Origin of the sequence: Cytobacillus sp. Bva_UNVM-123 (assembly GCF_046351715.2) — a bacterium.
Taxonomy (GTDB): domain Bacteria; phylum Bacillota; class Bacilli; order Bacillales; family Cytobacillaceae; genus Cytobacillus.
Genome location: NZ_CM177772.1, coordinates 3,107,166 through 3,121,841 on the forward strand (window position 1 = coordinate 3,107,166; position 14,676 = coordinate 3,121,841).

Genomic DNA, 14,676 nt, shown 5'->3' on the forward strand with positions numbered 1-14,676 from the left:
GTCTAGTGTCGGAATTTAATTTTAATAGATTACAAGGTGAAACTAAATTTAGACAATTAGTAAGAATTTCTGTTGCAAAACTTAACAAAGAGCATTCAATGGATTGGCTAGATGTTAAAGAAATGTTTGATTTTCAACATTCTGCGGAATCACTGCGTAAGTACGCTTCAGGTTGGAAGTTATTGCTTGAAAACGAAGAAATTGAACAATTGAACAGTGAAGAAAAAGTTACGTATAAAGAAACAACTGAGATTTTATCAGATGGTTCTCATAGATCTGACAAACTGGTTAGAATGACTGCTGAACAATCGAAAAATGTAGATTATTTACTTGAAGCACATGGATTTAATAAGAATACTTGGGAACTAGTAAATGCTAAGAATAACATTTGGAATGTTTATAGTAAGCAAGACGGTATTCAATCATTATATTCTAGTAGAGTAACAGTTAAACCTAAAATAAAAGAGTTCTCAATAGATGATATAAAAGATGCTATTAGAGATTTAATGGAAAACTATGAAGCCCCTATCCTAAAGCCAATTAAATTTTCTAGCAATGGAAAATTACTTGAGGTAAATGTTTCAGATTTACATTTAAATAAATTAGGGTACATAGATGGCGAGTACGATCATGAGTTAGCTGAAAAAGCATTTTTTCACATACTTAATACTGTAGTTAATCAAACTGAGCATTTAAAATTTGAAAAAATACTATTCATTTGGTCTCATGATTTCTTTAATGTTGATGGATTAACGAAAACAACTACAAATGGAACTCCTCAAGATGTCAGTACAAGATTTGCGAGTATGTATAAGCAAGGTAAAAGGATGTTAATTCAAGGAATTGACTTACTGAAACAAATTGCACCTGTCGAAACAATTCAAGTTGGAGCAAACCATGACCGTCTGACAAGTTACACAATGTCAGAGGTGTTAGAAGCTTGGTATAGAAATGATGAAAGTGTGACCATAGACAATGATCCATTATCAAGAAAATATAGACGCTTCGGAAAATGTTTAATTGGATTTAGTCACGGTGATAAAGAGAAGAAGCGTCTAGGAAAGATTATGCCAGTTGAAGCAAGGAAAGACTGGGGAGAGACTTTATATGCTGAAATACACGCAGGTCACTTCCACAGTGAACAAGCTGTAAAAGAAGAAAATGGAATAATTGTAAGGTATCTATCTTCCCCAAGTGGTACGGATAATTGGCATTATGAGTCAGGATACGTTGGAGCAATTAAAAAGGCACAATCGTTCGTGTGGGATAAAGATAAAGGATTAGAACTAATGATTAATACTACTGTAACTGAAGATGAACTAACTTATATTAATTAAATTAATATTGGGTAACGCATGGAGGGGTATGCTCCCTCTACCCTAACTTTAAGGGTGGGATAAAATAGTGAAAGAAATTTGGAAAGATGTTGTGGGATATGAAGGAATCTATATCGTAAGCAATCTAGGAAGAATGAAGTCACTAGAAAGAAAAGTTAGAAATAATTTAAATGGTGGACTTAGAACTATAAAAGAAAGTTACCTAAATACTTATACAAAAGAAAATAAGTATAAAAAAGTCGGATTACAAGGGAAAACATTTAGAGTCCATAGAATTGTCGCAGAAGCGTTTCTAAAAAACCCGAAAGGTCTTCCTGAAGTTAATCATATCAATGGGAAGAAGAATGATAACAGAGTAATTAATTTAGAATGGGTTTCATCTAGAGACAATTCAATCCACTCCTATGATAATGGTTTAAACCATAGCGGTGAGAAACACCCAAATTCAACCATGACGAACTCTCAGGTTATTGAAATAAAGAAAAGAACAGCTAATAAGGATAGACTTGTAGATATTTCGAGAGATATGAAGGTATCAATCAAGGCGGTAGAGTTCATAAATCAAGGTAGAACATGGAAAAGAGTTGTGCAATGAAGGCTTTGTGGGCGCAAATAAACGTTTCCAATTGTTTGAGTACTCCCCTACTAGCTTGGACGCTATATATTATATATAATTTAAAATAAAAAATAAATACATATAAATATTTATTAACAAGGAGAATATATGAATAACTTAATTAAATTCAATCATGAAGACCAAGTTTGTAAGAAATGTGAGCTGATTAATTCATACTTTGACGATATCGTTAATTCAAAATCACCTGAACAACTATTTACATCTCTAAGTGATTTAGTGAATGATGCACTTGAATATTTTGGAGAAGAGTTATTTCAAGATGGTTTTGATGTCGGTTCTAAAATTGGTTGTGTGGAGTTACTCAAAGAAAATATTAAGGCAAATCAAGAATTAATCAAAGAGAAATAGAAGTTGCTTATTGTGAAGACTAAAATATCAATTAAATAAATAATATGAATGAGGTGATAAAAATGTACTATATCAAACAACTTTTTCCAATGAAATATAACACTGTCTACAAAGATGATGAGGGAAATTGGCATTATTCTAAATGGAATATGTGGATGGGAAAATGCTTCAACATTAGCGATAGAACTTTAATGTGAAATAAATTAATATAGATTCTCACACCTTAACAAGTGATGATTCAAGTAAAATACTGTTTTTATGAGAAATCCTTACAAGCGTCTGTTAGCTGTTAGTCTAAATGCGGCTAACGGGCGTTTTCTAAGGATTTTTTGTTTTTATTTAGGAAGGTGAGATGATTGGCTAATAAAAAAGAAAAGCTTACTTGCTTAGAGTGTACAAAGAATAAGGATAAAGAATCTGGTTTTTATAATTCTAATAGTGATTTATATAAAACGTTAGGGAAAATTCCAATTTGTAAAGTGTGTCTTCGCTCAAAAGTTGATTATAACAATATGGATACTATTTACAGTATTCTTAAACAATTCGATATTATGTTCGATATTGAATATTGGAAAAGAGCAGAGAATAGTAAGACTGATACATTTGCTAGATTTATAACTATGGCAAATTCACTCCCTCAATTTGAAGGTAGAGGATGGGAAGACAGTGTTTTTACTCGCAGTGAAACAATCGATGAAGAAGAAACTTCTCTGTTGGGTATAAATGAAATGGTTGATTTAAATGTTCTTGAAGATTTAAAAGAAAAATACGGTCACGGATATCCAGATAATGAGTATTTACTATTTGAAAAAAAATTTCAACAATTGAAGCCAAGTTTTCAATTAGTTACTACTATGCATGAAGAGTATCTTAGGGAATATTGCGTTAACAAAGTAAAAGAAACTCTTGCTAAAACCAAGGGGAATTTCAAAGAAGCTAAAGAATGGGCTGCAATGGCTAAAGAATCTGCCGAAGCTGGAAAATTAAAACCTTCCCAAATGAGTAAAGCTGATCTATCTGCTGGACTTGATGGGTTCGGTCAACTCTCAAGAGTTGTTGAAGAAAAACATGAGCTAATTTCATTGTTACCTAAATTCACTCAGCAACCCAAAGACAAAGTAGATGTAGTTTTGTGGTTATATATAAACTACATAAGAGATTTGAAAGGATTACCAGAAGTCGATTATAAGGATATTTGGGAGTTTTATGAAAAAAGGCGAGAAGAATATGAAAAACAGGAATTAGACAATCTTCTCACTGTAGAAGAGAGTGACGAAAATGTCTAGTTTTAAACATTTTCAAGATGACAATTTTAAACATACTAAATCAAGTTCAAGAACATCAAACCATAATCCTGCTTTCAATAGTAATGTCAATCTTGATTCAAAACAAGATTCAATTGATGAAAATTTAGAAAAATGGATAGAATTTGTTCAATGGGCTAGATGGTTTCCTGACCTCTGGTATGACTTAATAAAGCCAGAAAAAGGCGGCATGAGGCTAGACTTAGATCAACGAGTATTTCTTCGATGTATGAGTAGATTTGTAAGTACGTATGGTGTCTTCCCTCGTGGATTTGGTAAAACCATGTTAGAAATAATGAGTATATACCATACTTGTATTTGGTTTCCTGACATAACTATAGCAATGTCTGCCCAAACTCGTGAAAATGCTGCCTCTATCAGTGAAGAGAAACATATGGAGATCATCAAATGGTTTCCATTAATCAAAAATGAAATCACAAAAACAAGCTTTACTAAAGACAGTGTAGAAGTAATTTTTACTTCAGGTGGCACATATTCAGTCTTAGCAAACTCTCAAAGTAGTAAAGGGCAAAGGCGTAGAAGGCTCAACGTCGAAGAATCTGCATTGCTGAATAATGAATTATTCAAAGATGCTTTAGAACCTGTAGTCAACGTACCTAGAAGAACTATTGGAAAACTAAGTACAATTAATCCATTCGAATTAAACGGTATGATTAATTTCTTAACCACTTCTGGATATAGAGGATCGGATGAATATTTAAGGCTAATTAATATGGTTGATGAAATGGCAAATCTAGAAGGAAAAATGGTGTTAGGTGCAAGTTGGGAACTCCCCTGTCACTTTGGTAGAGGTGAAACAAAGAATCAAATATTAGCCAAGAAAAATGATCCTACGACTTCATCAATTTCTTTTGCAATGAACTATGAATCACGTTGGGTTGGAGCGTCTGACGGTGCATTAATTAACATAAATCAGATGCTAAAAGCTAGAACACTATTGAATCCAGAATTAGAATGTCCTAAAGATAAAAAGGGAAATTTTCTACTACATGAATATGTTTTTGGAATTGACGTTGCTCGGTCTAGTTCAGAAAGTAATAATAAAACAGTAATTATTGTATTGAAAATAATTAGAAATAAAGAAGGAGTTATACGTCAAATTCAAGTTGTAAACATTGTAACACCTCCTAATGGATTGAATTTTACTCAACAAAGCATAATAGTTAAAAAATTATTTTATCAGTATGGTGGAAATTTGAATCTAATGAAATCAAGAGTAAAAGCTATAGTAGTTGATGGAAACGTAATTGGTAAGGGATTGATTGATAGATTGTTAGAAGAAGTTACTGATCCAGAAACCAATGAGGAATTAGGATGCTTTGCAACTATCAACACTAGTCAAGAAAGTGAGACTTATGATGCTCCTGAATTAGTGTATGACTTAACAGCTCAAGGGATTAATGGAGATATCATAAGGACTTTCATGGACTATATTGAATCAGAAAGATTGAAATTCCTCAATTCATTCCAACATGTAAAAGAAAAATTACCTAAAGACATCGATGATCTTCAAGTTGAACTTGCTTGTGCACAAACTCAAAGGTTAATTGATGAAGTTTCTAATTTACGCTTAAAAAAAACTACCAATAATATAACAGTTGAACAAGTTGTTAGAAAAATTGACAAGGATAGATACTCTGCATTGGTCTATGCGCTATATTACATATCGATGTTTTTAGAAAAAGAAAGCTCCGACAGTGAAAATATTGATGATTACCTTTTCTTTATGCAATCTGGTTTTTAAAAACACAAACACAATAATTAAATTAATAAAGAGGAAGGAGGTAACATTGTGTCTGAAACAAATTTTTACGCAGATGAATGGATAGAATTAGCGAATATGACCGATTTTATTACTCAGTATGGATCTGGTGCATCACTAACAGACATCAAATTATCAGATTTATATAGATACTTGAAAAATCCATACGCAAACATTAAAGATATTCAAAAAGCATCAAAGTATTTGACAAATAAACATGGAATAATAAAAGAAGTCCTTCGAGCTTTAAAGTCACTCCCTACATTAGATTATGTGTTGTCATGGTCAGTTATTGATGATGATAAAAAACTTAAAAAATATGAAAAAAAAGTACATGACTTTTTAAAAGAAATTGATCTTAAAAATATGATCAGGGATGGTCTTTATGAAGTTGGCGAAATGGGAACAGTGGTTGCTTGCTTAAGAAAAGATAAATATGTACAATTCTTAGATTTAGATGATTTGAGAATTAATAAACAACGTAATGGCAAATGGGTTGTTGAATTTGATTTGAAATCAATAGATACATTAAAAAGTACACAAGAAAAAACCGCAATAATTGAATCACTCCCTGAAGAAGTAACAATTGCTAAATTTAATTTATTCAAAAATAAGGGAGAAGATTATCGATATGTTGAACTAAAAGATTGTGATGTAGTAAATACTGATGCCCATCGAAATTTTCCATATGGATTACCATTGACAATGGGTGCTTGGTCTTCCCTATTGCAAAAAGAAATGATTAGTCGAGTTGAGAGATCGGTAGCAGATAGATTGATAAAGCAGGTATTAATTTTAGCTGCTGGACATCTTGATAAAGCTGGTGAAAAACCTGTTCCTAAAGAAATCATCCAAGCGTATTTTAAAGAAGTAAGCAGTCTAATGCAGAAAAAAGAAGGTATCAATCAAAGAGGAAGTGTTGAATCTTCTGGAACAGGAACGATAGCTCTTCCCCACTTCTTGTCTTTGAAGACTTTAGATGTAAATACTGAAATGTTTAAAAAAGAACTTTACCAAAAAATAGATAATGACATTTATAGTAATCTAGGCATTAGTCCAGCAGTAATCTGGGGTGGTGGTGAAAGTGGCAACTTTAGTTCAGCCACTTTAAACAGTCAAAAGTTCTTTAGGTACATTTTTACCCTATTAGAAAAATTCGAATCATTAATTAATAGATATATTAAGAGAATTCTTCCTAGTAATATATCATGTGAGTTCGTATTTTCAAAAACTACGATGCTAGATAAGGACGCACATATTGATAAATTAAAGGAATTGTATATGCAAACTGGAATTTCGAAATTTTGGATAGAATCATTAACTGGGCTACCTTATGAAAATGTTATTTCACAGGCTTCTTATGAGAAAAAGTTCCTCAAAACAGGTGAGATACTTTCACCTCCTGCAAATGCTTATACACAGTCTGGTAAAAATGGTCGTCCAAACGAAGAAAATCCAACAAATCAAAATACAATTAAATCTAAAGGTAATGGCGGAAATAATAACCCCTCCCCTTCCGATTGAAGATAGGAGTTGATATTCAAATGAAAGGTTATTCTCCAAATTTTAAAATCAATAAAACTGAATTAAATTCAAAGTATTCTTTTATAGAATTGGGAGCTAAAAAAATTCAACACGATCAGCAATGTAAATGCGAAAAATGCATTTTAAAGAGGAATTAAATTAATGTACATAAACTTGAAAGGAGGTGAATTGATGGAGAAAGAAATACAGTCAATAAAATCTTCTATTATTGAAATTTCAAGTATAAATAATGTGACAAAAGAAGTAACAATGCTCATTCACAAAATAGATATTACAAATGGCAATGGTCTAGATTTTAAGGAAGAGTATGTTGAAAAATATAAAGATACTTTATTAAATAAACCTGTAGTTGCAAAATATTATCCACTTAAAGATGACTTAGGTGATCATGAACCTATTTTAGATTCAAATGGAAATATTATTGGTTTGGAAACCATAGCAATCGGTACAATAAAAGATTCTTATATTGATGAATTTAAAATTGATTCAGAAACAACGGGTAAAGCATTGTATGCCAAAGCTGATTTATGGAATTATAAATACCCTGAAATTATTGCATGTGTAGAAAAACTATTCAATTCAAATAACGCAGAAAGTTCCGTTGAAGTTGAAATTTATAGCTATGGTGCTAACCCTACACAAGAATATAGGTATGCAACTGATTATACATATATCGGGAACTGCCTCTTGGGAAGTGCTATATTACCAGCAGACAATGATGCAGGTGTAATTAGTGTTTCTCAAAAAGAAATTGCAATGGCTGCTAAATTTGATTTGCAAAATTTAAAAGGTGATACGGAAGGAGAGAAAAAAGTGCCTGAGACTGAAATTTTTAATAAAGGTTATGAAGTTAGGTATCATGGAAAATTAGAAACTTCCTCATTAAAGTTTTCTGAAGTTAGAAGTCAAGTTTATAATCTTTTAAACCCCATTAATCCAACAAGTGGAAATCGGACATACAACTATTACATAAGAGATATGCATGTGGATTATGCAGTTGTTGAAGACTGGTATGATGAGAAGACTTTATATAAGATTCCCTATTCTATTGTGAATGATCAAGTAGTGATTTCACCTGACAGCGAATGGCAAAAAGGATCTCTTGGATTCATTCCAGAAGGAGTTGAAGTTGCTACTCTAATTTCTGAGAAAGAAACAGAGATTAATAATTTAAATGATCAACTAACAAATGTAAAGGAGGAATTGGCTACAATGAAAGGTAATAAAACACAGGAAGTAGTAGAATTAGAAGCCAAAATTGTTGAACTTGAATCTAAAATTACAGAATTAAATTCAACAATCGTTTCACAAGAAGAATCAAAAACAGAAATGGAAGGTAAATTTACTGAACTTAATTCAGAAGTTGAAACTTTAAAGCCTTTTAAAGAACAAGTAGAAACTGCTGAAAAAAAAGCTAAAGTAACTGAGCTATCTTCTCGTTATGAGAAGTTACTTTCGGAAGAAACTTTCAAGTCTGATGAAGTTCAAAATGCAATTCAAGAATTAAATTCACAAAAGTTAAATGAAATTGTAGTAAGTGAAGTTGCAAAAGAAAAGACAGTTGAAGTTTCTTCAACTAAAGATGGTGCAGTAACTATTGTTGCAAGTAAGCAAGATGATTTGCTACCTAGAGATAAACATGATTACTGGACTTCCCCACGCTCATAATTAATAAAAGTTAAAAGTTAAATACAAACTAGGAGGAATTATATAATGGCAGGTTTTGTAGCTTTATCAACAAATAATGATGTGTATCTTGGTTCTTTTAAAAATGCTGAAGCAGATGGAGTAGAGAATGGACAATGGGTGACTTTGAATCATACTGCTAAAACAGCTTCATTAGCGGATGCTACATCTGGAGATGGTGATATTCTATTTGTAGCAAATGAGATTACAACTATCCCAGAGTATGGAATTGATGATATTGACTTTAAAGTTAAGAAAGATGAGTATTTACGTTTGAGTGCTCCACAGTCTGGAATGATCTATGTAACAACTAAATTTAACGGTTCATTAAACGAAGGTGATGTTGTAGCTGTAGGCGTAGGTGGGAATGTCGAAGCTGTAGGTGCTCGTACACCAAAACATAAATTTACTGTTCATAAGAAATCAAATGAGTATGGAGTAGATACTTTACGTTTACTCGTTATTTAATATTAAATACATATTAAATTATCATTATATTAATGGAGGAATATAAAAATGGCTATTAACAAAGACTCTCGCATAGTCGAGGTATTTTCTAAAAACATGCTTAATAATGAGGTTGATAAAAAAGAACTGAAAGATGCTCATGAATTTATTAAAGAACTAGCATCTAACCCAAATCCTAATAATCGATATGAAATCGCACAAATTATGTCTTATGTAATTAATGATGGTTTGCAGCAACGAGTGAACTATCTTGAGCAACTTGCAGACGTAAAACGCACTGGTATCCAAGAAAAAGCACAGTTTAAAATTGAAGTCGATGGAATTAAAGCTATGTTTCAAGCAAAGTCTGCTTCTACTGAGCGTTCAAAAGTAAGCACTAAATACGTAACTCTTGATACTGAAGAAGTATCAGCTCGCCCAGTAGTGAACTTCCTTGATTTACAACAAGGTAAAGTTAATTTAGTAGAACTTGCTCATAAAGCTACTACTCAAATGGAACTTGCAATCGTTAAAAGAATTCAAGATTCTATTTACGCTGCTTTCTCTTCTATGTCTACTCCTAACTATGCACCGGGTTCGGGTATTGCAAAAGCCACATTTGATCCAATCCTTCATGCAATGTTACGTGTAGGTGGCTCTGCATCAGTTGTTGGCGATATTGAAGCTTTAAGTAAGTTCACAGGTGTTGCTGGATTCAGTGATAAAGTTGCTGATGCATTAGCTATTGAACATAATCAAAATGGAATGATCGGTACATATTTAAGTGGGAAATTAGTCAAACTTAACAATCCATTCCAAGCAAATTCTCTAACAGATACTATACTACGTAAAGATTTAATTTATGTAATTCCTAGCGGAGATGAGTCTTTACGTCCAGTTAAAGTTCAATTTGAAGGTGGAGTTCAAACTACTGATGCACCAGTTAATATCAACTCTAAAGAAGTTGAATTCCGTTTCGATCAATATGTTGGAGTCGGTACTGTCGGTGTTCGTAAGCTACTCGGTGTTTATGAGGATACTACATTATAAAAATTAAATTAATAAAGCAGAGTTAGCGCTTTCACTTTCTCTGCTTTACTTATGAATACTATGAATACAAGGAGGATATTTGATGAGTAATAGTATTAAAGTTGTAAATGATAATAGATTCAATGTGGGAATTCGTTTTGAGAATGAAGCTAATCGTGAAATTACAGTTCGTGCAAAGTCGTTTGTACTAATGTCGGAAAATGATATTTTGTATGTTGATTCAGTAAGTAAGCTAATTAGGAATGGGATTTTATCAGTAGAGAATGATGAGTTAATGCAGAAGATGGGATATATGGAGAAAAGCCCGAATGCCATTACAGATGATGAAATTGATAAAATCTTCAAGTTACCAGTAAATAAACTAAAAGCAGAATTAGAAAAAATTGATTCTAAACATGCTATTGATAAAGTTGCACATGCAGCTAAAACTGCTGATCTGCCTCAATCAAAATTAAAGGTAATTAAAGAAGTATTAAATGTGGAAATTTTTGAAGAAATAGACCAAGAAATTGTGTAGAAGTAGGTGGAATTTATGACCACTTATGATAATGTTTATGAATTATTTCTATCAAAAGTTGAAGACTTCGAATTACAAAAAAAGCTAGAACTTGAACTTAACTTTGCCAATGAAGTGATGTTTGACTTCTTAAAGTCTGCAATCCCTAAATTCACATATTCAGTAAAAGACTTATCTAATAGAGATGATATACTACTACAATTTAATTTCATTCTATCTGAAATCGAAAAGGAAATACTTGCAACCTTAATGGTCGTTGAATACTTGTCGCCTAAAATATTGAGAGACGAATTTCTTGAGAGTCGCTTAGGATCAAAAGATTATCGAGAGTTCTCCCCTGCTAACCTATTAAAAGAATTAAAGGATTTAAGGAAGATATTCAAAGATGAAGCTAACCTATTAATGATTGAATACTACTACAGGCAAGGAATTTAATTATGAAAGTATCACAACAGTATTACAACACATTGAAAAATAAACTATTCAAGATTCTTTGCCTTTTCGAAGAAAAGAATCATGGGTTAACTCAGTTTATCGATTCATTAATTTATGAATTATATGGTTTGCAATATTTAATTGAGAATGACAAGTATGACAGTATCACTAGCATCATTGCTATATTAGAGCATTTTTATGATGATAGTCTTCAATCGGAAGTAAGTATAGGTGTAATAAGACGGGAAGTTTTTCACTGTATGGATTTGATTCAAAAATTAATTAAGGATGGTGAGAATAAATGAATTATATTGATAGGTATATTCATCGCCTTAAGAGTAAAGGTGATAATATGTCAACTTCCCTCATTAATAGGTCAAAGAGAAAAACCAATGACCAATTTCATACCTCACCATCCTATTCTATTGTAAAAGTAAATGGAATTGAAACTGATTCAATAGTAAACAACACTAAAGAATACACTGAGAAACAAATTTTCTTTAAACCTGATGTAATCAAGGATATAGGTTCTATTGTTGAGTATAAAGAAAAAACTTATCTACTTATGAGGTTTATTGAAAATGAAATCTATCCAACTGCAACATTAAGATTATGCAACTCTACCTTCCCTATTGAGACTAATAAAACCCCTGTTTTAATGAGAGATGAAGATGGGAATCCCAAAAAGGATAAATACAATAGACCTATACTTAGTCCATCAAGTGGACTTCCAATAAATAAACCTTGTATTGTTGAAACTAAATATTACTTCAATAACAGAAATGAGCAGGTTACACTTCCTGAAGATAGGATTATGGTTACTCTTAAATATCAGGAAGCTCCAAATATTGAAATAAATGAAGAGTTCGAAATGTATAAGTCTAGATTCCGAATTACATTTATTGATTACTCAAAAGTTGTTAATACAGTTGGAGTTATGACTCTTACTGGTGAAAGGGTGATGAATAAGTAATGGGAATGTATCAGAACATACGAGATATTCTTGATGTGGTTTGGAATGATGAGGATTTAAATAGATTGCTTTATTATAAACCAGAAGATGAGTCAACAAATGTACTTGACCCACTCTCCCCTACGCTTCCAAATATTTTAGATATAGATGAAGACTGGAAAATTCGCAATGATACAATCATGATTACCCCAAAAGATGATGATTTAACGAATAAAGTTAAATGTAGACTATTTGTTTATTTAGGAAATAGACGACCGCTTGGGGGAAGTCGTAGTTTTCAAACTGTAAATCAAGAACTTATAATCGATGTCCTATGCCATGCTGATTTTGAAAATGGCGACATGAGAAGTAATCGAATTGGTGACAGGCTTAATGAACTTTTTTCTCTTAATAACATCACAGGGTTAGGAAAAATGGACTATGGTGGTGGGCGAATCATTTCAAGAGTTCCTAGTCAATATGCTGGCTATCAGCATACGTATGAGTTTGGAGGAACTAAAAGATGATAGACATAAAAGAATTCTATATTCTTGGCGAACCAATTGATACTGAGATTGGAAAGTGTCACTTTATAAAAGTTAAAGAATATCCTGATTACTTTATGGATTTACAGGTGGTTGCTCTAACGAAGAATCATATAATTAGTAAATATAGTGAATTAAATAAAGACAATAGTTTAGATGAGTTTATTAATGAATTAAATAAAGTTGACTTATATGATATTGCGATAGGGATTCCAGACATTGCTATTTCATACAAGAGATTATTCAATAAGGTTTTTCAAGAAGAAGATATCTTTCAATTTATAACCAAGCATACATTTGACTCATATAGAAAACTTATTTTGACAATGAGCTGCCTTAAGGAAGAAATAGTCAATCCAAATCCTGAAATACAAAGAGCTTTAGAAAGAAGTCGTAGAGTGAAATCAAAGGATGGAGAAAAACTTGAATTTGCTGACATTGTTACAAGTATAGTCGGTTATAACGGATTGACCTATGATGACATTAAGAAATTCACACTATATCAGTTTTATATGACTTACTATCGAATTGCTCAATTTAAGAACTATGATACATCAACATTGTTTGCCACTGTAGCAGCAGATAAAGTGAATATTGAAAGTTGGAGTAAGCATATTAATCTATTTGAAGATGAGAAGCACTCCATGTCATATGGGGAATTCACAAATTCTATAAGTAGCGTTGTTGAAGAGTAGAGATTCTACTCTTTTTTTTATTTTAATTAAAATTAGGAGGTAAATAAATGAAACTATTAGTAATTGATACTGCTGACGTAGTAATGAGAAGAAAATCTGATGGTCACATCTTTATTACAACTGAAGCACAGCTAACATCAATTAGCCAAACATTAGGAATAAATGACAAAATTTATGGTGGAATTGGAAATAAACCACTAGCTATTATGAAAGGTCAGAAAGAAGTTACGTCTACCCTACGTAACGCATTCTACGATCAAGAATTCCTTTCACTTACTCAAGGTGTAGCAATTAAAGAAGATGGAACTGCAACAATTTATAGAACTGAAAAATCATTAAAAGTAACCGATAATGCTGACTCTCTAGAAATTTCCATCACAGGAACTCCTGTTGATGATACTGTCTTTATTCGAAATGCAGTAGGTGCTGTTGAAAAAGCTACTGCAACTGATGGAAAAGTTGTCATCCCTACTGGTCACGCTGTTGAAGGAGAAATTGTTTCAGCAACTTATCAAGAAGCTGTAACAGGAGATATTGTTGAATTAGACGGTGAAAAATTTGCAGAAGCGTATACCCTTGAATATCACACTATTGCATACAATCCAGATACAAATAAAGTAGTAAAGGATATTTATATCCAATTAGACCATGTAGTGCCTTCTGATGAATTTGAAATGTCATTAGAAAATGGTAATGCAATTGCACCAGAAGTTAATTTCGAGTGTATGGCATCTCCTAACTCAACAAGTATTGGACGTATCATTGAAGTGGATAGAGTTTAATAGACAAATATGTACATATGAGTAGGTGGACTTCCCTCCCCTACTCTTTCTTATTATAAAATGACGTTTTTAAAAGGATAATAAAAGGAGGATGAAATATGAGTAAGCAAGTTAAGAAAACAAATACTGATATCAAGTTTTCTGAAATTAAGAAAATTGCCAAGGAAACAAAGCAAACAGAACAATATGAATTCGAAGATGGAGCAACCATCACATTCTACCCTACTTTTCCCCCAACACTTATAGAGGAAATGATTAAAGAGATTTCCACTGTTCTATCACAAGAAGGAGATGAATTGCAATTATCAGAAGAGATGAAGCACAAGTTTATACTCTTCCATTGTATTAAAAAATTTACCCATCTATCTAAACAATTGAAAGCAAACTCCTTCGCAGGGCAACTATCTGAAATGGAAGATGTAATTGATTCAGGATATTTCGAGAAAATTATCGATGAAGTATTTTTACAGACTGAGATTTATAAGGTTTTTGACGCTATGAGTAAAATTAGCAGCAATTATTTATTCTTAGAAAAAATGACTAAAAAAATGCATGACGAAGTAGAAAAACTTGAACTAAAAAATAGAGACGTAATTGAAAATTGAATATAGAT

General features: G+C 32.0%; 17 protein-coding genes. All 17 read left to right on the plus strand.

Features of this window, described 5'->3' with window-relative positions:
• Positions 1–5 precede the first annotated feature (5 nt).
• Positions 6–1,337, plus strand: a complete 1,332-nt coding sequence (locus tag KDN24_RS15980) for a hypothetical protein (RefSeq protein ID WP_409971663.1) — start codon at positions 6–8, stop codon at positions 1,335–1,337.
• A gap of 67 nt (positions 1,338–1,404) precedes the next feature.
• Positions 1,405–1,932: an NUMOD4 domain-containing protein gene (locus KDN24_RS15985; RefSeq protein ID WP_409971662.1), complete on the plus strand. Its 528-nt coding sequence runs from the start codon at positions 1,405–1,407 to the stop codon at positions 1,930–1,932.
• A gap of 129 nt (positions 1,933–2,061) precedes the next feature.
• Positions 2,062–2,322: a hypothetical protein gene (locus KDN24_RS15990; protein WP_409971661.1), complete on the plus strand. Its 261-nt coding sequence runs from the start codon at positions 2,062–2,064 to the stop codon at positions 2,320–2,322.
• 356 nt (positions 2,323–2,678) lie between these two features.
• Complete coding sequence (locus KDN24_RS15995) at positions 2,679–3,608, plus strand: YonG family phage-derived protein (RefSeq protein WP_409971660.1); 930 nt, start codon at positions 2,679–2,681, stop codon at positions 3,606–3,608.
• A complete protein-coding gene (locus KDN24_RS16000) occupies positions 3,601–5,391 on the plus strand; it encodes a hypothetical protein (RefSeq protein ID WP_409971659.1) in 1,791 nt (596 codons plus the stop codon). The genes KDN24_RS15995 and KDN24_RS16000 overlap by 8 nt, the downstream gene beginning before the upstream one ends.
• Positions 5,392–5,439: 48 nt before the next feature.
• Positions 5,440–6,933, plus strand: coding sequence for a hypothetical protein (locus KDN24_RS16005; RefSeq protein ID WP_409971658.1), 1,494 nt, complete (start codon positions 5,440–5,442; stop codon positions 6,931–6,933).
• A gap of 192 nt (positions 6,934–7,125) precedes the next feature.
• Positions 7,126–8,622 (plus strand): DUF8531 domain-containing protein, encoded by a 1,497-nt coding sequence (locus tag KDN24_RS16010; RefSeq protein WP_491348073.1) that lies wholly within the window; start codon positions 7,126–7,128, stop codon positions 8,620–8,622.
• 45 nt (positions 8,623–8,667) lie between these two features.
• Complete coding sequence (locus tag KDN24_RS16015; RefSeq protein ID WP_409971655.1) at positions 8,668–9,108, plus strand: hypothetical protein; 441 nt, start codon at positions 8,668–8,670, stop codon at positions 9,106–9,108.
• 48 nt (positions 9,109–9,156) lie between these two features.
• The gene (locus KDN24_RS16020; RefSeq protein WP_409971654.1) at positions 9,157–10,137 is read left to right on the plus strand and encodes a YonB family capsid-like protein; all 981 of its coding nucleotides are present in this window, start codon (positions 9,157–9,159) and stop codon (positions 10,135–10,137) included.
• 82 nt (positions 10,138–10,219) lie between these two features.
• Complete coding sequence (locus KDN24_RS16025; protein WP_409971653.1) at positions 10,220–10,654, plus strand: hypothetical protein; 435 nt, start codon at positions 10,220–10,222, stop codon at positions 10,652–10,654.
• A gap of 15 nt (positions 10,655–10,669) precedes the next feature.
• A complete protein-coding gene (locus KDN24_RS16030) occupies positions 10,670–11,089 on the plus strand; it encodes a hypothetical protein (RefSeq protein WP_491348074.1) in 420 nt (139 codons plus the stop codon).
• Between the two features lie 2 nt (positions 11,090–11,091).
• A complete protein-coding gene (locus KDN24_RS16035) occupies positions 11,092–11,394 on the plus strand; it encodes a hypothetical protein (protein WP_409971651.1) in 303 nt (100 codons plus the stop codon).
• Positions 11,391–12,062, plus strand: a complete 672-nt coding sequence (locus KDN24_RS16040) for a hypothetical protein (protein ID WP_409971650.1) — start codon at positions 11,391–11,393, stop codon at positions 12,060–12,062. Before KDN24_RS16035 ends, KDN24_RS16040 begins: the two co-directional genes overlap by 4 nt.
• Positions 12,062–12,568 carry a YomW family phage-derived protein gene (locus tag KDN24_RS16045; RefSeq protein ID WP_409971649.1) on the plus strand — a complete coding sequence of 169 codons (507 nt, stop codon included), beginning with the start codon at positions 12,062–12,064 and terminating at the stop codon, positions 12,566–12,568. Before KDN24_RS16040 ends, KDN24_RS16045 begins: the two co-directional genes overlap by 1 nt.
• Positions 12,565–13,281: a YomV family phage-derived protein gene (locus tag KDN24_RS16050; RefSeq protein WP_409971648.1), complete on the plus strand. Its 717-nt coding sequence runs from the start codon at positions 12,565–12,567 to the stop codon at positions 13,279–13,281. The genes KDN24_RS16045 and KDN24_RS16050 overlap by 4 nt, the downstream gene beginning before the upstream one ends.
• Before the next feature lie 47 nt (positions 13,282–13,328).
• Positions 13,329–14,063: a YomU family phage tail tube protein gene (locus KDN24_RS16055; RefSeq protein WP_409971647.1), complete on the plus strand. Its 735-nt coding sequence runs from the start codon at positions 13,329–13,331 to the stop codon at positions 14,061–14,063.
• A gap of 98 nt (positions 14,064–14,161) precedes the next feature.
• Positions 14,162–14,668: a YomO family phage-derived protein gene (locus KDN24_RS16060; protein ID WP_409971646.1), complete on the plus strand. Its 507-nt coding sequence runs from the start codon at positions 14,162–14,164 to the stop codon at positions 14,666–14,668.
• The last annotated feature ends 8 nt before the right edge of the window (positions 14,669–14,676 follow it).